Raw genomic sequence first — 22,348 nt, forward strand, 5'->3', positions numbered from 1 at the left:
CTGGCCTGGTGCCTTGATGCCTTTCGCTTCCAGCTCCGCTTTACCGGCGTTTGTCGCCAGGATCTTACCTTGCGTTGCCGCAATGTCTATCGCCTGACTACCAATATCACCAATCAACTGCGCTTCCCGCAGCCGGTTTTGCTCTTTCTCTTTATCAAAGATAGGGGAGAGGGCGTTGTTGGCGTGTTCAGCATCGCGGCTCAGGTCATCAACATTTTGCTGTTGCTTATCCGTGTCACGCACCGTGATAGTGCCATCGGAGACTGCGGCATGGGTGGTGCTGTCGGCGTGGCCTTCATTGTTAGCCCCGACCAGCAAGCCGTTGGCCATATTCCCGGCAAACTGACCGCCGATGCTACCGCCGGTACTGATGCCGACACTTTGATGCTCTACCTTGAAGTCCGCTTTATTACCGATATCACTGAACCCCAGCGTGCCGGTATCCAGACTGTTTTTGCTCTTGTCCGCGGTGCTGGCAATCACTGCGCCATCGAGCTGAGTGTGTTCACCCACGGTGATATCAAAGCCGCCAGAGCCTGCAAAAATACCGGTCTGCTCCTGTACCGAGTCATAATTGCTGTGCAGCTTATCTTTACTGATGCTCAGGTTGGCAGAGCCACCGCCGCCGACCACCGCCATGCTGACACCGCCGCTGGTACTGGTCTGCTTCGAATCATAGTTATCGCTGTCTTGCTGGCTTTGCAGCAGCAAGTCGCGGCCGACATCGACCTTGACGGTTTCGCCGCTGGCTTGCGCACCTATCAGCGAAGTGTCACGCCCGCTGCTGAGCGACAGTGTGCCGCCTGTGTCAATCTGGGTTTCAGTCCAGAAGGTGCCGTCACCGTGCTCATTGCCCTGACCCTTGTTGGCATTGGCAAAGATGCTCAGACCACCGCCAGCGCTACCGAACCCCAGACTGACACCCACGCTTCCGCCGCTGCTGCTGTTGCTGCCGTCGGTTTTCTGCGTGTTGGCGGCACCGAGCAACAGCACATCACGCGCCGCATCCAGGGTGGTGTCGCCGCCGGCTTTGAGCTGGCTGCCTTGCACCACAATATCGCCGCTGTTCGCCGGGTTCCCCTCACCGGTGGCCGTCACGCTCAGGTTGTTGCCCGCCGTCAGGGTCGAGCCTGTCACACTGGTCTGTTCCTGATGTTGCTGCGAGGCCGATTTTTGTGAGCCTAATGAGGCGCTGATGCCGAACATGCTGGCAGTATCGCCCCCTTGCGCCTGCACCAACTGACCTGCTTGTACCGCCTGCGCACCACTGAGTGCCGCTTTAACCCCTTGCAGCGCAGACAGTCGGCCATTGCTCTCTTCTCGGGCATCTTTGGCGGTGGTGACCGCGGTATTGAGGGCGCTGCCAACCGCGCCAGACAGTGCCAGTGTCAGGCCGCTACTTTTTTGCTCAACGGTATGGGTCTGGCTGCTTTGATTCTCCGCCGCCAAAATAGCGACGTTTTTGCCGGTCAGATTGATGTCTTTCCCGGCCAACACATCAGAGCCTTGCACCGTCAGGTCTTCACCGGCAGTCATGCTGACATTGCCCAGTACGCTGCCCACCGTGCTGCCGACAGTAGAAATCGATTGACCGGTATCGATCATTTTGGTGCTGTTGCTGCCCACGGTGACACCAATCCCGCCAGTACTCATCAGGCCGGATTTTTTCTGCTCGAACAGGTGAGATTCACTCTTGCTTTTCCCCGCAGTACCGCATGAACATCACCTTTACCCCCGAACCGATCCCTGAACTGACACTGGCAGTCGGCACGTTGGCCGCATTGGGATTTACCACTGGTACCCCGTTGCAACTGACACGCCAGCATCACACGCTCTGGATCACTGTCGTCACTGCCGAAGCCACCTAGGAAGTGCTGTGCGAAGCCAGCCAAGACCGGCAGGATTTAGGGGCGGATTGGGTGTTGGATAACGGCGAGCTGATTATCGGCGGCGACTGGCTGACCGAGTCCGGCATTGCCAGCGCTGAACAGCTGGAAATCACCGCCGCACCCGGAATGATCCAGTTACGACGGCGGGAAGATGGGGGATTTAGGGCTTAGCAGTAATACCTTCGGTCAGTTGAACTGCACCCATAAAGTTGGCCGGGGGTCTGTATTACTCACAAGAAGATAAATTATCTATTTTCTTTATGTCTAACAGTAACTGCTGATCAAGAGTAGTTTTATCTACTTGATTTAAAATATGACTTATCCTTTTTAAAGAAGATAAAACACCTTTTGCTTCCTTGTGACTTAAAGATGCGATTGATGATATTAATTGCCCATCGTAATCATCTCCGGCTAGAGGATCTCCTTGCAAGATCGATTCTGCTCTTGGTAATACATGAACTAAAAACAGATCCTGTCTTATAGCTCGAGCAATATCCCCAACATCCAACTCATCAAGCGGCGCATCTACGATACTGCTAAACCACTCATCAAGAGATGACCTAGTGTTAGGCTCATAATTACCGCCTTCTGCTATTAATAGATCCCTAAACGTTGTCATATGCCGTACCCTTTGATCGCCGATTCTATTTTGTTAATCGCTTCTGTTGCTCTTCCGTAAGCTGCCTGAGCTTCCGGATTATTAATATTTTTTAGCGTGTTTGCATGATTCCTTAAACCATTAAGGGTATCTTGCATCTCTTTCATATGGTTCCAGTTTTCCCCACTTCCATTAGGTTTAGGAATAGGGTTGTTGTCCATATCTTTAAGAGAACCTGTAATATCATGATCTTTCAGAGAGTTTTTAATGAGGTTGTCGATTTTTCTCATGGCACTTTCTTGCTTCTGATTCAGCTTATCGACTTTTTTCTCTTCCGATTTGTTCGGATCGTTTTCTGGCGGTGGTGGTGTTCCCGTTCCAGACCCCGAACCACCCAGCTCTTTCTTCTGCTCATCCGTCAGATCCTTGCCGATATTAGGATTAGAACCAGACTCATCTTGGCCTATCATGCCCTGCATCGCTAATATCACTAGCTGTGCGGCAACTGGACAATCACCACCGGAAAGGCATTTCGTCACAACATCTTTACCAAACTCTTTCACCGCCGCATCCAACTTCTGGGCGATTGCAGCGTTGGCTTCAGTTTGAGGCGTTGTCTGTCCTGCTACTGGCGGAGGAGGTGCAAGCAGGGAAAGCAAGAAGTTATTCTCCACCGCATTCTTCCCAGCCTGCGCTCCGGCAACCGCGTCAGCGGTGCTGTCACCGGTTAAGCCACCGGCCAATCCTGCTGCCAGTGTACCCAATGCGCTGATGGTTTGTCGTTGCTCTTCTGTCAAGTCTTCACGTTTGATACCAGGATACATCTGCTGGGCGATATACTCACCCATCGCTGCACCCGAAGCGCCCGCCAGCGCACTGTTGCCGTTGATCTGCGCCACGACTGCACCCAGCACCGCATGGGCCATCAGGTTAGCCGCCTGATTATCTCCCGTGCTTTTCTTAATCACTTCCGCCAGATACGGGGCTGAGGCGCCTGCCAGCGCTTTCGCCATATCGCCACCCGCCAGGCCCTGTATGGCCGCTGTTGCGGCCTGAAGACCTTGTTGCAGTGCACTGCCGGTGCCGTATTTCTGCATTTCGGCTTTGTATTCTTTTGTCTCACGCAAGGCTTCCGCATCGCCTTTCAACGTCGGATTGGCCTTCAGCGCTGCTTCCAGACCGATGATATCCCCTTGCGTCCGCGCAATATCCATTGCCTGACCGCCAATCTCGCCAATCAGCTGTGCTTCTTTCAGGCGATTCTGCTCTTTCTCTTTATCAAAGATCGGATTGATGCTGCCATTGGCATTGTCGGTGTCGCGGCTCAGGTCATCGACATTCTGCTGTTGTTTATCGGTGTCACGAATAGTGATGGTACCCTCAGATACCGCTGCATGCGTAGCGGCGGGGAGAGGGAGTTTTTAGGGCTTAAAGACAGTGACCCCGGTTACTATTGGTCGGGGTTGTATGTCAGATAAGAGCCAAACTACTACAGACTGCTTTAGCTGTAGACATATAAGTCAATGGAGCTTTCCGCGCCTATATCACCCAGAAATTTATTCGTTTCTGCCGACCAATAAATGGATGGTTTTTCGCCATTTTCTATCTCTATTAAGAGAGAGAAAATGAACGTAACAGCATATTTTTGTTTTATTTTCTCTAGGATTTCAGTTTTATCTTTGAATAAAAAAAGCAACTTTTTGGTCTGTTCATTAACATCATAAGACTCTTCCTTTTCTGTACATACTGACCAACTAGTCTCTGTACTAGGTCTTTTCCTTGTGCCACTGATAACACCTTTGATATAAATTTCAGATGGTTCTATTTGTAGCATGGCTGTTATTTCTTCTGGGTCAAAAACATCTCCACAAATAGAAAACTCAGCTTTAACTGTTGTTTTTTCCATGTAACTATCCTATTTTTTGATAAATTCGCCAGTTGGAATGCCTTCACCTGTACCGCCCTTTCTAAAAATCCATAGCTGCCCACTGTCTTTATCAACGTAAATATCATAAAGCTTGATTTCCGCTTTAGAACCTAGGAAGTCTTTTTTGATTTGATGAGCATCTATTTCATTATTTTTTAGAAATTTATCATCGGCAACTTTTATGTTGGAGGGTTTTTCAGCTCCATTGTCCTGTCCATCACTTACCATATGGTTAGGTAGGTCAGGTACAGCTTCAGTATTCCCCGTGTTGTTTGGTGATGGGTCTACAGTTTGGTTTCCACCTGTATTATTTGGCCCTGTATCAGTCTGACCATTATTGTTACCTGTATGAGTCACACCCTGTTCTGATAATTGGTTTCCACCCGTATTGGCTGGGCCCGAACCGGCGATCTGATCACCACCAGTATTAGAAGGGCCATTTTCTCCTTGCCCCATCATTGCCTGGATAGCCAATATTGCAACTTGCGCAGCCATTGGGCAATCCCCGCCAGAGAGGCATTTTGTCACAACATCTTTGCCAAACTCTTTCACCGCTGTATCCAGCTTTTGCGCTATCGGCGATAAGTTTAGTAATATATTCTCCACGTAGGTGAGTGACAGGTAAAAAAATCCCAGCTGTTAAGAGCTGGGATTCATCATTTAGAAGCCACTTAAAACCACTTCACCATGATCATATTTATTTGTGTCATACCCATTATTTTTAAAGATGCATCGATTAAAGTTTTTAATTAACAGATTGCATCCCTCATCCTCGATCTTTGTGTTTCCAATAAAGTGAAGCATCAGGTTATCCGAAAGGAATATTTTAAAACCATCTGAAGTTTCTTCTATTCTTTCAACCAAATACTGGTTATCAAAAGGTCTTCCATAGGGACCATCTGGCAGAAAGAAGTAAAATGAACTTCTCTTACTTACCCATTGTTCAACTATTTCATACGGCTTCATTTTTTTATGATCCAGTCATTTTGCGGAGTAGGTAAAAATATTTGAGTACCACCGCCATGTAGTGTTGGATTTGTCCCTTGAGTACCCGTTTGGGCTGTTGCTGCACCTTCGTAGTACGTCGTACCTTTAGGTATTTTTATAACGGCTTGATTTTGGAACGTATTTCCCCACTCAGGGAGAACCGCGCTGTCTAGTTGAGATTGTAATGGTCCTTTGGATGGTTCTGGTGTCCAATAACGACCATCAACTTTTGCTGAACCACCATAATCCCGGTATAGATAAATATCTGTTTCTGCAACTTTCTCAGTATATGAACCACTTCTGAATGTCGAAGCTGGCGCACGTTGATCATTTGGGTTTCCTAACGGACCAGATTCATGCGGCCCATAAGACTTTATTATTTGTGCTGATTGAGATGCTTCAGCCGACACAATTTTATTAGTCAAAGAACTTAGTTTATTTGCTGCTGCGGTTCCCAAAATAGGTGTTACTGACGCTGCAACGATCTTCATCCCATCGTAGGTTTCGATGTACGCCGTAGCAGTGGCTTTATCAACCCCAAGTTGCGCCATTGCATAATTCACCATAGCATCTTTCACCTGCTGCTGATTCTGTGCATCAACGCTGGTGATATTCAGCAGGTTTACTATCTGGCCGTAAGCATCCGGGTACATCTGACTGACTTTGTTGTTGTACTGCCCGGTTTCATACTCACCTTTGGCCACAATAACGTCTAATCTTGCACTCGCACAGGCGGCGCTACCCGCGGCACCATTCCCGCAAGCCTCTATTACCTTCTTGTCACGACTGATATCTAACTCAATCAGTTCGTTTATTTTTTGCTGCGCCTGCTCACGCTCTGCGGGGTCTTTGCTGTTCTGGAGTTTTTGTTTCTGTATGTTCAGCTCTGATTTCTCAGATACATTCAGATAGTTATTCTCCAGAGCATTCTTCCCAGCCTGCGCCCCGGCAACGGCGTCAGCGGTGCTGTCACCGGTCAAACCACCGGCCAATCCTGCCGCCAGTGTACCCAAGGCGCTGATGGTCTGTCGCTGCTCTTCAGTCAGGTCTTCACGATTAATCCCCGGATACATCTGCTGGGCGATATACTCACCCATCACTGCACCCGAAGCGCCCGCCAGTGCACTGTTGCCGTTTACCTGCGCCACTACCGCACCCAATACCGCATGAGCCATCAGATTGGCTTCAGTGTTTACCTTACCCGTAACCGGGTCGGTAGTCATATTGTGAATGACTTCAGCCAGATAAGGTGCAGAGGCTCCCGCCAGCGCTTTCGCCATATCTCCACCGGCCAAGCCCTGTACCGCTGCCGTTGCCGCCTGAATACCCTGTTGCAACGCGCTACCGGTGCCATATTGCTTCATGGAGTCTTTATATTCTTTGGTTTCACGCAGTTGATCCACTGGCAAATTGCCATACTTCTCTTTCGCGGCTTTTAGGCCGTTAATATCCCCCTGCGTCCGCACGATATCAGCGGCCTGACTACCAATTTCACCAATCAACTGCGCTTCTCGCAGGCGATTTTGCTCTTTCTCTTTATCGAAAATAGGGGAGAGGGCGTTATTAGCATGTTCAACATCACGGCTCAGGTCAGGTCATCAACATTTTTACTTATTATAAGTAAGAGTAGTCATATTTTTATAAAAATCATTTATATCAATAAAATACCGCCATGAATCATTACTAGTAAACATAGATATTTCATGTTTACTACCTAATTTACCAATGTAAATCTCAGGAAAATCAGTTCCTCGCACCCCAAATCTAAGACAATGGCTTGCTCGATAGTCGAACATTGCATCAACTATAATATCATTTCCTATTTCTTCACTTTCGTAGAAGTGCCAAATTTGATAAGCCAAGGATCCACTATCTGTGATATCTATCGGTAATTCTGATGTTTTGATTTCAGATTCATTATCAAGTAACCATTCAATAAATCTGGATAGATTAATATTTCCACAGAAAATAGATATTGAAATAGCCTTATTTTTTATTGATATATCAACTAATTGATATTCATCCTGTAATGAATTTTTAAGCAAACTGATTTTTAATTTATTCATCATTTTCCCTTTATCAATTTGTTATATTCAGCCTTATTAATATCACCACGAGCAAGAAACTCACGTAATATTTTTGGTGGTGCTTCAGTTCCTGGTATTGGATACCCATGCCAACCGCCAGCATTATCTGGTTGAAATTCATAGACTTTACTATCACTTATACCATATTTCTGTTTGCCACCTAGGATTGAGTTGTTTAGTACCTCTTGCGCTTTTGCATCACTTAAATCCATTGGTGTTCCCCAGCCTCCGGCTGCATGTTTTGGGCTAGGTACATACTTACTGCTGTCAGATGTATATGCCAAATCATCTTTATTCTGTTCAGGGATCGGCGTTACCGTGCTATTCCCACCCACATCAGGCTTACCATCAGTACTCCCAGTATTACTGGCACCATTCTCACCATTTTTATCCGGTGAGACCAACGCCGTTCCCTTGTTTTGATCGGGCGCAGGATTTACCAGCTTACCGCCTGTGGGATCATCAACTGGAGTAGGGAACCCCGTAATTAAACCCTTACCATTTTTTAATTCTTCGTAGGCTGCTCGCTCGGAAGGTGACAGTTTATCTATTTGTTCCTGATCACCTGACATTGCAGCCAGCATAACATTGGTTTTCTGTACGCCAGAAAGTTCTTCAATCGCCGATGTGGCAACACCAACACCGATGAGAGCACCAAACCCAAGATCTATGACCGCTTTGCTACAAACGGCTATCTCTGCACAAGCGGCTGCACCGGTACGCAAGATAGCAAGGTTATTATTCTCCAGAGCATTCTTCCCAGCCTGCGCCCCGGTAACGGCGTCAGCGGAGCTGCCACCTGCCAATCCACCCGCCAGCCCTGCCGCCAGTGTACCCAAGGCGCTGATGGTCTGTCGTTGCTCTTCAGTCAGGTCTTCACGATTAATCCCCGGATACATCTTCTGGGCGATATACTCACCCATCGCTGCACCCGAAGCGCCCGCCAGCGCACTGTTGCCGTTTACCTGCGCCACGACTGCACCCAGTACTGCATGGGCCATCAGGTTAGCTTCAGTATTCACCTTACCCGTAACCGGATCGGTAGTCATATTATGAATGACTTCAGCCAGATACGGTGCACTGCCTCCTGCCAGCGCTTTCGCCATATCTCCACCGGCCAAGCCTTGGATAGCCGCAGTTGCTGCCTGCGCCGCCTGCTGGAATTTGCCACCGGTGCCGTAGCCTGACTCATTGAACGCCTGATCATAGGCCGTTTTATAAACCTGCCCGTTGATATTCTCAGCCGTTGCAACCTGACCCGGATTGGCTTTCTCCCACTGTGCTTTGGCGTCACCCTTATCCTTTTCACTCACATTCAGCATTTTTTCATTCGCCGCTTTAGTGGCGATAATCTGTCCCTGTGTCCGAATAACATCACTGACCTGACTACCAATCTCACCAATAAGTTGCGCTTCCCGCAGGCGATTTTGTTCTTTCTCTTTATCAAAGATTGGCGAAAGCGCATTGTTGGCGTGTTCGACATCACGGCTCAGGTCATCAACATTTTGCTGTTGCTTATCCGTGTCACGCACCGTGATAGTGCCATCGGAGACGGCGGCATGGGTGGTGCTGTCGGCGTGGCCTTCATTGTTAGCGCCAACCAACAAGCCGTTGGCCATATTCCCGGCAAACTGACCGCCGATGCTACCGCCGGTACTGATGCCCACACTTTGATGCTCCACCTTGAAGTCCGCTTTATTCCCGATATCACTGAACCCCAGCGTGCCGGTATCCAGCGTGTTTTTATCGGCGGTAGCCGTTGAGCCAATCACTGCGCCATCGAGCTGAGTATGCTCGCCCACGGTGATATCAAAGCCACCAGAGCCTGCAAAGATACCCGTCTGCTCCTGCACCGAGTCAAAGTTGCTGTGCATTTTATCGCGGCTGGCATTGATGCTGGCACTGCCGGTCATCGAACCAAAATTGAAGCTGCCACCCACACTGGCGTCTTGCTGCTTCGAATCGTAACGGTCACTGTCTTGCTGGCTTTGCAGCAGCAGGTCACGCCCCACATCCACCTTGACGGTTTCCCCACTGACCTGCGCACCTTGCAGCACCGCATCGCGGCCACTGGTGATGTTGAGCTGGTTACCGGCGTTGACTGTGGTTTCCGTGTGAGTCACGCCGTTGCCACTTTCACTGCCTTTGCCCTTGTTCAGGCTGGCGGAGACATTAATCCCCCAGCCGCCCTGACCGGCACCTATTCCTATCCCCAATGAGCCGCCGCTGCTTTTGTTACTGCCGTCCAGCGTTTGGCTCTCTTGTGTTGATTGCAATATCACATCGCGATTGGCCGTCAGACGGGTGTCTTTGCCCGCCTGTAACTGGCTGCCCTGCACCACAATATCACCATCCTGACCCTTCACGCCGTTACCGGTGGCGGTGATATTCAGGTTATTACCCGCCGTCAGGCTGCTGCCTTGGTGGGTGGTCTGGTTGACGGTTTGTTCTGATTTTGACGACTGGCTGCCATAAGACAGGCTCACGCCAATAGCATTTTGGTCACTGGCATTCACGGCGGCCAGTTGCCCACCTTGCACCGCCTGAACACCACTCAATGCCGCTTTAACACCTTGCAGCGCAGCCAACCGGCCATTGCTTTCTTCGCTGGCGGCTTTAGCCGTGGTGACGGCGGTATTGGCAGCACTGCCAATGGTGCCAGACAACGCCAGTGTCAGGCCGCTCTGTTTTTGCTCAACGGTATGAGTCTGGCTAAGCTGATTTTCCGCCGCCACAATAGCGACATTTTTACCGGTCAGACTGATGTCTTTACCGGCTAACACGTCAGAGCCTTGCACCGTCAGGTCTTTACCGGCGGTCATGCTGACATTACCCCCCACACTGCCCACCGTGCTGCCCACGTTGGAGAGAGATTTGCCAGTGTCGGTGGTTTTTTGGCTGTTGCTGCCCACCGTGACACCAATCCCGCCGGTGGTCATCAGACCCGATTTTTTCTGCTCGAACAGGTGAGACTCGCTCTCGCTCTGTTGCGCGGTGCCCACGGTAATGTTTTCTTTTGCCCGCAGGGTAATATCCTTGTCTGCCACCACATTACTGCCGGTGACCGCGATATTGTTGCCGCTGACATCGATAGAACCCGCTGACAGCATGGAGCCCACCGCCAGCGTCTGGCTAATACTGTCTTCGGTACGCGTGGTGGTGCTGGAGGCCAGCCCTTTTTTGGTGCCGGTATGAGTGCGCTGCGCATCATGCTGTTCAGTCTGGGTGGTGAGGGTGACATCACCGCCCGCCGCCAGATTCAGTGCGCCATGGGTTTGTACCGCACTGGCACTGATATTGATGTCTTTTGCCGTCTGCAAATTGATATCGCCGGTGGCGTTCAACTGGCTGCCGCGCAGCGTTTCATCGTAGAGATCCACTGAACTGGTATGGCGCTTGCTCGACGATTCGCCGGTGACGTGCAGGCTGTCGGTCGCTGCACTCAGGTTAATGTTCTGCGCCTGCACATCCACCGTGCCGGCGTTAATGTTAGCCCCCACCGCAGTCAGGTTGTCGACGTTGGCCGTCAGCGCACCGCCGACATTCACCTCGCTGCCCAGATGGCGGATATGCTCACTGGTGGCGCTGCCACTGCCATAATTCGTGCTGATCTGGTCGCTGCTTTGTACCGTATTCAGCAGCCAGTCGCCGCCCGTATTGACTTGAAGATCCTGACCGACATTGAGGCCCGCGCCTTGTTGGATAAAGTCACGCTCGGTATTGATAGTCGCGTTGTTGCTGACATTGATGCTCGCCAATGGCCCCAGAATCGTTTGATTCCGCAGCACCGCACCATTATCACTGCTGAGTTGCTCACTGCCGGTGCGCAGGATCACATCGCGACCGCTATCGAGTTGCAGGTTGGTGGCATTTAACCGCGCGCTGGTCAGGTCAATATCGCTGTTCAGTGTACTGAGCAGCATATTGCCACCGGCCTGAAGTAAGCCGCCGCGGTTATTGAGCGTGATGCCTTGCGCCATGCTAATGCTCAGGTTGTTGCCGGCTTTCATCGCGCCCTGATTAGTGAACCCCTGAACCTCGGTTAAGCTGATATTCTCGGCGGCAATTAATGCGCCGTTGGCCTGTAAATCGCCCGGCTTGACCCCCGCCAGATAGACCACCGGCACCAGCACGGTTTGCCCGGCGACTTCGCGGCTTTCCATCAGCACGATATTACGGGTCAATGCCACCATCTGTTCCGCACTGAGGTGGGTGCCGAGGGCAAGATTAAACGTCCTGCTGTACTCGAGTCCCGCCGCAAAGAGCTGTTCGAACTGCTCCTGAGCGCTGCGGTAATCACTGGCGACCGCCTGACCGGTCAGTGCCAGTACCTGATCCCGCACCAGACGCTGTTCATAGGCGTTATCCCCCAGGCGTTTGAATATCACATCCGGGTTACTATTCAACTGCTGGAGCACGTAGTCTGATCCGCGCCAGTTATTCAGATTGGCAAACGCCGGGTTAGTTTCAATCAGATAACCGCCGCTGACGGTGTAGTCGGTATTGAACTTATACAGTCCACCGTTGGGCTGTGTCAGGGAGATACCGTTAAACTCGATGGCCAGATCTTTTCCGCTATTGTCGCTACTCTGGGGAGGCGCAATGGCACCGGGGTTGGCACCGTTATTGATCGTGGTGCCACTGCCGCTGAGGGTTTGTGCGGTAATACTGGAGGCATATTGGTTAGTCGCGCGCTCACTAACCTCAGGGCCCCAAGAGGTGCCCCATAAATCGCCTTTGTAGGTCCGATAACGCCACTCACCCGTGGATGTTGTTTGTTCAATCAGGCGTTGTGCATTCCCCCAACCATCCTGGTTCAGGGTGACACCCGAAAGATCAATCTCTCCCTGCGCACTGATTTTACTCCAGAAGTTCTCCAGCGTATCCACTTGTGGGGTCAGGTTCCCACCGGCCAGCAGTTGCGCCTCTGGGCTAATGTTATCGATGCTGTTATAGGCGATAGTCGATGTATAATCGGTGCCAATATAGTCGCTATTCATCGAGCCGCCATGAGGCGGTTCAGCATAGCGTCCCCCCGGAATATCAGGGTTTTCTTCTGTCCAGACCGCGGACCCATTCACGGTGTCGGCCACAACAAAGTTGCTATTGGCGGTGAGAATATGACGGCGATTGGTCAGTGTCGTGGCGTAAATCAACATATCTTTGCCGGATTCAATCAAACCCGAAATATTGAGCACCTGAGCCGCCGCCAGATAATTGCCGCTATTGTCCAACGCACCGGCAAAGATAACCTTGCCCATGCCTAAAAGGGTGGTGGTTGGGGCGGAATCAGTGTTGGTGACGGTATCACTGTTTTCAATTACCGGTGCCAACAAGGCTAAGGTGCCGTTTTCATCGGTGGCACCGATCAGGGCACCAGGGCCGGAGTTGGTAATACGCTCCCGTGCTTTAAGCGTGGCTTCGGCACTGATCAGGGTGCCGGTGTTGAACAGGGTATTGGAGTCGGTATCGAGTCGCCCGCGGGTTAATATCTCACCACGGTTAATTAATGCGCCCGCTGCGCTGAGGCTGGCTTGCGTTGCAATAATATGGCCGCTATTAAGCAAGCTGCTTGAATCGGTGCTGAGTTTGCCACCCGCTAATAATTGCCCGTCATTGGTTAACGCGCCGCGGGTGGTTAAGGTTAAATCATGTCCGGCCTGCAGTGTCGAGTCGGCCAGATTGCTGAAATCACGCTGTAAATCAAGGGTCAGATCCTGACTGGCAACTATCTTGCCTGCGTTATTGTCAAGCTGGCCCAGATTCAATGCGATGTTATTCGCCGCCAGTGTGCCACTTTGGTTATTGAGGGTTTGCCCGGCACTTGCCCCCGCATTAATGGTCAGCGTTCCAAGGGCGAGAATATTGGCGCGCTGCGTACTGATATCGCCACTGTTGGCGGTGATGTCTATCTCTCGGGCTTGGGTATGGCTGTCGGTCAAATCAACCCGGCTACCGGTTAGCGTCATTGCACCGGCGGCGAGGGTCTGCCCTTGCGCGATCAGCTCCTGACGGGTGGTTACCCTCAAGTCACCGCTATCCATCAGGCGGCCATCACTGTGTACGCCCGCCGCTAACAGGCTGCCCCCGTTGCTATCCAGGCGCTGTGCATTGACCGCCACATTGCCTTTAGAGAGCAGGGTGCCACCCCGGTTATCGACATCACCCGGCAGATTCAGGTTGAAGTCCGTGGTACCGGTTTGCGCTATCACGCCGCCAACATTGGAGAGCGATTGGGCGTTCAGCGTCACTTGATCCGCAATCAGTCTGGCGCTGTCGGTACGTAACAGCGCGGCGGTCGACGCAGACAGGTTGCCACTGGCTAACAGTTCAGCGCCGGTGAGATCGATAGCGCCACCTTGTGCGGTGAGTGTCAGGTCACGGCTCTGTGTTTGGCTGCCACTCAGATCGATACTGTGCGCGTTAAGCACTTGCGCCGTCCCGCTAATATTTTTGCCTTGGGCGGTTAACATCCCGCTGGCATCAACGCGCAAGGTGCCACTGGTGATCGCGCTGTTGTCGGACTTGACACCGGCACCCAGTAACGAGTTGCGGCTACTATTGACTTCTGCCGCGCGCAGCGAGGTATCACCCGCCGCCGCGACAGTGCCGGTGTTATTCAACTTGCCTGCGGTGGTGAGCTGGGTATTGCCCTGCGCATAGAGCACACCTGCGTTCGCTATACCGGCGGCGGTATTCACCGCCAAATGTTGAGCACTGTTGATCTGACCGCTGTTGACCAGCATGCCATCCGCCGTGATAGTGATATCACCGGCTGACGCCCCTATCTCACCGGCATTGCGCACCCCGACACCGGTTTCAGTCCCGATCAGGCGAATTTTACCGGCGTACATGCCACCCAAATTGGCGACATCCACCGCCACGGTAGGGCGGGCGCTGCCATCGTCGGCTTTGGTGGTAATATTTTGGTGCGCGGCGTCAACCTGATTGCGTCCGGCGGTGACTTTTAGATCATTGGCCCAGATACCGGCATTGACTTTAACCGAACGGGCAATCAGGTCGGTATGGTCCTGACGGCTGCTGTCCAGACCTTTGCCCTGAATAACAATCTCACCGCGATCCACATTGTAGCCAGTGAGTTGGCCGTTATTGAGCTGTGCCTGACCGGTGGTTAAGGTCGCACGGTTGGCGTTGATAAAGCCGCAGCCATCACAGGTAATGCCTGATGGGTTGGCGATAACCACCTGCGCTTTGCGGCCAGCGACCTCGATATAACCGTTAAGTTTACTCGGGTCGCGACTGTTGACTTCGTTGAGGATAATACTGGCTTCACCGCGCGCCAGCGACGGGTTACCGTTGACAAAACCGCCGAGTTGGGTCTGGTTGACACCGTGGCCGTTATTGAGGATCACCCCGCGATTATCAACATCGAACTGGCTGTAAACGTTACGCGAAACCCCACCGCTACTGGGTGTCTGGATATTGACCTGTGGCGTACCGTTGGCACTGCTGATAATGGTCGGCTGTTGGTTACCCGGCGCACTGGCATCGGCGACAATATTGGCTTGCGCGGATAACGAGACGCAGCCCAAGGCCAGTAACAGACTAAAACTCAGCGACGATAAGGCACTGATACGGCGGCGTTGAGTATGCCCAAGACCTGACGAGGGCGACGAGGCGGCCCGACCGGAGGCGGCGATATCGGCTACCACCATTAATAAGCCACGCGCCTTGTTAAATACGATACGGTACAGGTTCTTATTCATGGTGACTCTCAACAGCTAAAGGGTTAATAAGGTGCATCAGTATTGCCAGTTCAGGTTAAAGCCCACCGTCACTGAGTCGGCTTTGAAGCCATCAGGTTTTGACAGCGGCTTGCCAGCAAACAGGTCATAACGGGTATTGAGCACAGTGCCGCGCACACCGACGACACTGCCCGCCAGATGGTGGCCCAGCAGATAAGGGTCGCTGCGACCGCTGACCTCGCCGTAATCCACGCCGACATACAGTTCATGGCCTGGTAGCGGGGTATACCAGCCGAGATCATTGCGCACCGTCCAGCCGCGATCGGCATTCAGCGTGCGTTCGCCATCAAATCCGCGCACCGACCAGCGGCCGCCGATGGAGAATTGATCCTGTGGCGTCAGGGGTGTGTTGGTGCTTTGCCGCTGATATTGCAGGTTGTAATGGACGTTTTGCGCCGCAACCACAAAAGGAATATCCAGTTGCGCATTCAAACGCAGAATTTTGCTCAGGGCAGTGGCTTCGCCGAAATACTCTTCTTGTGCCGGTACTGCACCCAACCAGCGGGTGCCGCGCTGGTAACTGATACCTGCGTCCAGTGTGGCCTGCGAGATAAAGTGGCGATGTTCCAGCCCGACACGCCAGGCTGAGGTACGGCGGCGCTGCACTTCAATTTCGGTATCATTAATATAGTTTTTCGACGAGCGGGTCAGCACATCGTAGGTCAGGGTAGTTTTTTGGCTGGCATTGCGGTGCAGCAGGCGGCTGAGTTGCAGCGTGACGTTCTCCGTCTCCCCCCGGTAATGGATATCGCCATTGAGGCCCGCCACCGTCTGGTGGTAGTCATAGCTGCTGGCGGTGATGCCCGCCGTCCAGTAACCGAACGGCAGCGAGTAATGGCCGGTGAGGTTATTGGTGCCTTTGTCGCCGCGATTTTTTATTGAGCCACCCGCCGAGACATAAAACAGGTCACTCAGTGAAAGCGGGTTATCGAGAAACAAGGTTGCACCACCTTGATAACGGCCGGTACTGCGGGTGCCGGAGTCATCCAGTGAAGCCGCCAGCCGCCACATTTTACTCTGCTTCCAGCTCAGGGCGATATCGGTCTCGCCGGGGGCATCACCCGGGACCAATTCCATGCTGGCTTGCACGGTGGGGACGCGCTGTAGGTTCTCCAGTCCTTGCTCGATATCACGCAAATCCAACAGGTTACCAGGGCGGGCAGGGAAGGCACTGAACAACGTGACATGGCGGTCACTGCCGGGCGTCAGCTCAACATGGCGTATTTTGCCGGGCACCACGTGTAACGCCAGCGTGCCGCGGTTTAAGTCCTGCTGCGGGGCCAGTACCCGGGTGGTGACATAGCCATGGTCGATCAGGCGGTTTTGCATCTGGCTCATCAGCAGGTTAATGCCCTGGCCGCCCAAACACTGGCCTTGCGCCTGATTGGCGATACGTTGCAGTGGCAACCAGCGAGGTAATGGCTCTGCGCCACTGATTTTTATACGATCAATGACAAAGCAGGGGTGCTCAACCGGGAAGACAATACGGCCCAAAGAGGCCGCTGGCGCTGATAAGCGCACATCCGGTGTTGCGGGGGCCAAACGCTCTTCCAGTGCCCGTTGCCGGGCCTGTTGATGAATACTTTGCTCAACGGGGGGGAATTCCGCGCCATAACTGACAGGCGAAATAGCCAGTAACGGGAATAACACACTCGCGATAAAGGAGAAATAACAGGCGCGCAGCACAGGGCATATCCTCTTTGCCCGGCTGGGGCTGAATAAAAGGGCTGAATAAAATTTCGCCGCATTATGCCTAGGTAAACGTTATTTTCAATCTATTTTCAGAATATAAGAAAATATGAGAAATAACTCGTGTAATGCATAGGAAGTATCCTACAAAAAAGGCGTTTTTTTGTGGGAAATATCTTGTGGATTGTCTTTTTTTGAATAAAAAATAAAAGAGAGGGAGTAATAAATATCGCCGTAAATAAGATGCCCCTCAGAGGAGGGGCAGAAAAATTAGAACCGCAGGCGGAATCCGATATTAGCTGTTACCGGTGTTTCAATTTTTGAACCATTGAGATAATTCACTTCAGCAAAAATAGAAGTGTTACTGGCAACGGTGGCATCAATACCCACACCATATTTGCCGACATTACCGGAGAAATTGTTATCGAAGCCAATACCGTTAATGGCGACGGTATTCGTTTTGATAAATTCACGGGCAATAGCCAGTTTAACGTAAGGCTTGACTGCCATTTGATTGACGGTATAAGAAGCCGACAATATCGTGCCTAACTCACCTTGCACACTGTCTGCTTTCGCCACGTCCGCAGCCATTCCGTTACTGAGGGTATAACCTGCACTACCTATACGTGAATAACTCACTTTGCCATAGGGTTCCAGTACCAGGTTGTTATAAACAGGTAACTGATAGCCACTTTCTACCGAGGCGGTAAACGCATTCTGGCTGTATTCCGCCCGCGCGCTTTGCGTACTCAGTTCATTATTAAAACGGTTAGCTTTCAATACCGTATCAATATAAAGTCCGCTTTTATCCAGGTAGGTTAGGTAGAGGCCACCACTGTAACTGCGAATATCACCATTGGCCCCCGCACTGTGAGTGGCTTTGACATCGGATGAACTGTAGCCGGTAAATGCCCCAATTAGCACATTACCCCGGTTCAATCCCAATTGTTTATCTGCCCCGATCTCCATACCGTTCAAGGTATTCTTGAAAGCGACGTTTTTATTGTCGGACAAGCGGCTATCATCGGTGAGATAACGCGCCCAAACGCCGACGGTGCCATCAGCATCGGTTTTCAACTCGCCCTGGCGCTGGCGCAAGGTACTCAATTCCGCATTCAGGATATGCCGTGGTGCTGCCGCCATATTCAACACACCTTGTGCCGCAGAGCTGAGCACGGGAACCGCCGTGTTTGGCCTGTTCGGCGTTATGCCGGGGAGGTCGGCTGCCTTGGTAGCTAAATACCAGTCAGTACTGCCATTGCTTTCCTGACTGTATAGCCCGTATTGGTAAACGCCTAAATCCACCACGCCACCCGCATTAAGCAAACGGAACTGAGCATCGCCACGATTAATATGCACCAAGGCCAGGCTGTTGGCAGATTGCGGTTCTTTACCGCTGTCCTGAACGGTAATACCAAATTGGCCGGTCGCCTGCTGCGAGACCGTAATAAAATCACCGGCATTGCTGGCAAGCTGGGTAGTCATCGCAAAATTACCCTGACCAGACAGATTCTCTATCTCCAGCCGGTTAAATTGCCCGCCGGCAGAATAGGGCAGCAGGTTGATATCCCCCCCTTGCATCGTCACATTATTGATGCGGGTAACCAGCACCGGTCCCAAGACTTCAGGAGGAGAAACCGGCACCACACTTGCTCCTATCCAGGAAGGGCCAATGTCGACTAAGCCAGCCACATTGAGGTTCTCAATGGTGACATTGGCCGGCAGGGCGGGATTGTTGGTGGTCACATCGCTGGTATAGGTATCGTTATTGGTAATAAACAGTTCCGCACCCGCCGCGATATTAAGATAACCTTTCGACTGGCTATTGAGTCCTAGATTCATATGACCACCATTATTTATCTGGCTATCTGTCACGATCCCTGCGGTTTTAACCTCAAGCAACCCGCCCTGATTAACAACAGTACCGGTTGCAAAAGCATCGGTAACCTGTAACCAACCGCCATCACCCACGGTGGTATTATTGGCTGTACCGGCACTGCTCCCGTTGGTGATAGCAATTGCGACTCTCGTCATTATTCCATTATTGGTGGAGCCATAAACCCAGCCATTATTAATGACGCCACCGTTACGTACAATTTGTTCGCCACTATCGACGACTTCATTGTTGACGGTTATTCCCTCTACAATCGGTGTAAAAGCCAATACCTGAGCAGGTAATGTAATCAAAGACAGACTAATTGCTCCGGCCAAAAATGTTTTGTCCATAAAACCTCAAAAAGATTAAACGTAATGTAATGATGTTATGTAACCCGTTGCAAAAAGAGAGGCTCTGTCCTTGGAACAGATTAAATATAATGTTTATCCGTGGTGATATGCCTTGGGAGGAAATACGCTGAGTCTCAAGAGTTATTTACTCCAGATAAAAGAATATTACCTTATATTTTTGCGCGATGAAGGTATCACATTTTCTCTTGGAACTATAATAGGATTAAAGCTGTTTTTTGATAGATGCGGCAAAGAATGAAGTGAGTTCCTATTGTGTGAGACTTTTCTTGATTACGATCAAGAAAAGTCTCAAATAACATCAAAACTATTCTTGTAAATAACACCAGATTTATTGCTGGTAAGGATGGCGGGTATTTAGGCTATTTCTGGATTCACCCATGAAGAACCTGATAACACGCCACCATCAATGGTAATCGCTTGCCCGGTCAAATAGGCCGAGGCAGACGAGCTTAAAAAGAGTACCGCGCCAATCAAATCATCTGGGTTACCTAAACGCCCTTGCGGAATAAAGTTCTGGAACCATTTTGAACGATATTCGTCATCCCACAAGGGGCGCGTAAATTCGGTTTTAATAAAACCAGGTTCAATCGCATTAACTTGAATATTGTCACCCACCCATTCGCGGGCCATCGCCTTGGTTAATTGGCTGACGGCTGCTTTTGATGCGGCATAAACAGAGATCGTATTGAATGCATGTTTCGCGCTAAGTGAGCTGATATTAACGATTTTACCGCCACCCTGTTTCGCCATATAGGGTTGGACGGCTTGTGCCAAAAAGTAGACGCTACGTAAATTAATATCAATGATGGCATCAAAGTCTTCAGCAGTGACATCTTTAATAGGTTTTCTGCGATTGACACCAGCACTGGTGAGCAAAACATCAATCTGCCCCAGTTTGTCATACACGGTATCGACCAACTGTCGGCAAGCCGCGACATCACTCAAATCAGCGGTAATCGATAAGGCGTTGCCTCCTTCAGCTTCAATCGCTTCTTGCACCGGTTTGATACGTGCGATGTCAATATCGTGTAATGCCACGGTCGCACCAGCATTTGCCAGCGCCTTACTCAGCACACTGCCAATCGCTCCGCCAGCCCCAGAAACCAGCACCACTTTGCCCTGTAAAGAAAACAACTTATCAATAATATTACTCATAGATACCTTCAGATAGTGACCTGCTGACGCGACAGCCAGCATTGAGATAAAATGTTAAACGCCGTATCTCCACGAAAAGCTACAATTCAACGGCACGGGTGGGATCAATAATCCATTCACTCCAAGAACCTACATAATGTTTGGCATCCCCCAGACCGGCATGCGCTACAGCCAACAGATTCTGTGCCGCAGTGACCCCAGATCCACAGTAAAATACTGTGCGATCAATCGGCACATCCCCCAATAAGCGGGTGTAATGCTGGCGTAACTCTTGTGGTGAGCGAAATTGCCCATTGCTATCGAGCGTGTTCGCACGGTCAGCCAACCTGGCGCCAAGAATGTGGCCACGAACGGGATCATGATAGACCCCCCCGCCATGGAAACCTTCTTCCGAGCGGGAATCAAACACCGCCCACTCAGGGTTCTGGCGAACGTTATCGACCAGCGTTACGTTCGCGATATAATCAGGGCGCTCTTGCGCAACGAAGGTGGCAAAAGCCGGTGGCGGAATCTCGATGGTGGTTGGGTAACCGGACTTAAGCCATAAAGGCCAGCCGCCATCCAATACCGCCACCGCATCATGTCCCAACCAGCGCAACATCCACCATGTTCGTGATGCAGCCATCAATCCCCCGCTTGCGTCATACACAATAACTTGGGTGTTGGGGCCAATTCCCCACTGAGACAGCGTTTTTGCAAACACATCAATTTGTGGCAGTGGTCGCCGGCCGGTATGCCCTGGAATGACGGTGCCAGATAAATCAGTGGCCAAATTTGCATAGTGAGCGCCGGGGATGTGCCCCACCAAGTACTGACTTTGCCCCCAACTTTCATCATCCAGTGTGAAGCGTGCATCCAAAATGACCCAATCGGTATCATGTAGATGTTCAGCTAATTCTTTGGCAGAAATTATTGTTTTGTATGTCATAAAACCCCCTGGTAAAAATAACGGGTCTGCGTTTATACCGGCAGGCCGGGTAGTGGAATATGTTCCGCAATCAACCCCTGCGTTCTTAAGGTATGCCAAAATGCTGTTGGAATAGGGTGCTGAAAACTCAATGAATTTTGCGTAACTTCAGCGAATCTGGAGGGGCCGTACAGCACACTAGTGACGGCACTGAATCCTAACGGAAATTGCAAGGCGGCCGCCGCGAGTGGCACCGCAAAGTCAGCCGCGACGGCTTGCAGTTTTTTGACTCTATCAGCAACAGAAACCGGTAATTTGCCATAGTCATAACGTGCGCCATCATGGATGCCGGTCGCCAATACACCGGAGTTAAATACGCCGCCAATGACAATGCCGGCCCCTTGTTGTTGCGCCCGCAATAGCTCGTCAGCGTAGATCTCTTGCTCCAGTAAGGTGTAGCGAGACGCTACCAGAAACACATCTAAGGGATAGCGATCCAGAAAGCGGTTAATCATACCCGGCTCATTAATTCCAGCCCCGAACGCGGCAATCTCACCGGCTGCTTTCAACTCTTCCAATGCCCTGAAACCGCCAGACTCCAACTCTTTTAACTTGCCAAGTAACGCTTGCTCATGGGGGAAATAGCCAGTATCTAAGTCATGGATATATAAAATATCGACTTTATTGATCCCCAATCGCTGTAGGCTGTCTTCATACGAGCGCAAGATGCCGTCATAGGTGTAATCATGGACATGGTCAAAGGCCAGGCCACCTTGCCAGGGTGCTGTTTGGAAGGTGTCACGCGAGCGGGGCGCTAACAAGCGTCGGCCTACTTTGGTTGACAGCACATAATCGTCACGATGCTTTCTATACAGAAATCGCCCGGTTCTATGCTCTCCTTGGCCGCGCCCATACCAAGGTGCGGTGTCATATAAGCGGATACCACTATTCCATGCGGTTTCTAGTGTTGCTTGCGCATCCTGTTCAGTAATTTCTTCGAACAATTCGCCGAGTGGGCATGTTCCTACCCCAATGGTCGGTATTTGCAACCCTGATCTTCCCAGCGGCCGTGTATTTTCTAATCCCATCATTTCAC

The 22,348-nt window shown here is 51.1% G+C and carries 11 protein-coding genes and 4 pseudogenes; 1 reads left to right on the top strand and 14 read right to left on the bottom strand.

The window, feature by feature from the left end; genetic code table 11:
• Nucleotides 1–27: 27 nt before the first annotated feature.
• Nucleotides 28–1,713 (bottom strand): annotated as a pseudogene (locus ACWJJO_RS06240) (hemagglutinin repeat-containing protein); the annotation flags it as partial.
• 2 nt (nucleotides 1,714–1,715) lie between these two features.
• On the opposite strand from ACWJJO_RS06240, the pseudogene ACWJJO_RS06245 reads away from it, so the two are divergent.
• Nucleotides 1,716–2,060 (top strand): annotated as a pseudogene (locus ACWJJO_RS06245) (SymE family type I addiction module toxin).
• 55 nt (nucleotides 2,061–2,115) lie between these two features.
• Here ACWJJO_RS06245 and ACWJJO_RS06250 read toward each other — a convergent pair.
• From ACWJJO_RS06250 to ACWJJO_RS06310, 13 genes and pseudogenes are all read right to left on the bottom strand, one after another.
• Nucleotides 2,116–2,508: a contact-dependent growth inhibition system immunity protein gene (locus tag ACWJJO_RS06250; RefSeq protein ID WP_442821136.1), complete on the bottom strand. Its 393-nt coding sequence runs from the start codon at nucleotides 2,506–2,508 to the stop codon at nucleotides 2,116–2,118.
• A pseudogene (locus tag ACWJJO_RS06255) lies at nucleotides 2,505–3,887 on the bottom strand (VENN motif pre-toxin domain-containing protein); the annotation flags it as partial. The gene ACWJJO_RS06250 and the pseudogene ACWJJO_RS06255, both read right to left, overlap by 4 nt.
• 101 nt (nucleotides 3,888–3,988) lie before the next feature.
• Nucleotides 3,989–4,393 (bottom strand): DUF4279 domain-containing protein, encoded by a 405-nt coding sequence (locus ACWJJO_RS06260; RefSeq protein ID WP_442821135.1) that lies wholly within the window; start codon nucleotides 4,391–4,393, stop codon nucleotides 3,989–3,991.
• A gap of 9 nt (nucleotides 4,394–4,402) precedes the next feature.
• Nucleotides 4,403–4,966 (bottom strand): polymorphic toxin type 33 domain-containing protein, encoded by a 564-nt coding sequence (locus ACWJJO_RS06265; protein ID WP_481090792.1) that lies wholly within the window; start codon nucleotides 4,964–4,966, stop codon nucleotides 4,403–4,405.
• A gap of 108 nt (nucleotides 4,967–5,074) precedes the next feature.
• A complete protein-coding gene (locus tag ACWJJO_RS06270; RefSeq protein WP_442821133.1) occupies nucleotides 5,075–5,380 on the bottom strand; it encodes a hypothetical protein in 306 nt (101 codons plus the stop codon).
• Nucleotides 5,377–6,993 (bottom strand): annotated as a pseudogene (locus tag ACWJJO_RS06275) (VENN motif pre-toxin domain-containing protein); the annotation flags it as partial. The pseudogene ACWJJO_RS06275 and the gene ACWJJO_RS06270, both read right to left, overlap by 4 nt.
• Before the next feature lie 15 nt (nucleotides 6,994–7,008).
• Nucleotides 7,009–7,467 (bottom strand): hypothetical protein, encoded by a 459-nt coding sequence (locus ACWJJO_RS06280; RefSeq protein ID WP_481090793.1) that lies wholly within the window; start codon nucleotides 7,465–7,467, stop codon nucleotides 7,009–7,011.
• Nucleotides 7,467–15,215 (bottom strand): hemagglutinin repeat-containing protein, encoded by a 7,749-nt coding sequence (locus ACWJJO_RS06285; RefSeq protein WP_481090794.1) that lies wholly within the window; start codon nucleotides 15,213–15,215, stop codon nucleotides 7,467–7,469. Before ACWJJO_RS06285 ends, ACWJJO_RS06280 begins: the two co-directional genes overlap by 1 nt.
• A 36-nt stretch (nucleotides 15,216–15,251) precedes the next feature.
• A complete protein-coding gene (locus tag ACWJJO_RS06290) occupies nucleotides 15,252–16,937 on the bottom strand; it encodes a ShlB/FhaC/HecB family hemolysin secretion/activation protein (RefSeq protein ID WP_481091565.1) in 1,686 nt (561 codons plus the stop codon).
• 276 nt (nucleotides 16,938–17,213) lie between these two features.
• Nucleotides 17,214–19,169 carry an autotransporter outer membrane beta-barrel domain-containing protein gene (locus tag ACWJJO_RS06295; RefSeq protein ID WP_481090795.1) on the bottom strand — a complete coding sequence of 652 codons (1,956 nt, stop codon included), beginning with the start codon at nucleotides 19,167–19,169 and terminating at the stop codon, nucleotides 17,214–17,216.
• Nucleotides 19,170–19,544: 375 nt separating this feature from the next.
• On the bottom strand, nucleotides 19,545–20,345 hold the full coding sequence (locus tag ACWJJO_RS06300) for an SDR family NAD(P)-dependent oxidoreductase (RefSeq protein WP_227746551.1): 801 nt from the start codon (nucleotides 20,343–20,345) through the stop codon (nucleotides 19,545–19,547).
• 79 nt (nucleotides 20,346–20,424) lie between these two features.
• Nucleotides 20,425–21,273: a sulfurtransferase gene (locus tag ACWJJO_RS06305; protein WP_083159729.1), complete on the bottom strand. Its 849-nt coding sequence runs from the start codon at nucleotides 21,271–21,273 to the stop codon at nucleotides 20,425–20,427.
• A 32-nt stretch (nucleotides 21,274–21,305) separates the two neighbouring features.
• Complete coding sequence (locus ACWJJO_RS06310) at nucleotides 21,306–22,343, bottom strand: aldo/keto reductase (RefSeq protein ID WP_227746550.1); 1,038 nt, start codon at nucleotides 22,341–22,343, stop codon at nucleotides 21,306–21,308.
• Nucleotides 22,344–22,348 lie beyond the last annotated feature (5 nt).

The sequence above is a fragment of the Yersinia antarctica genome (assembly GCF_056636475.1).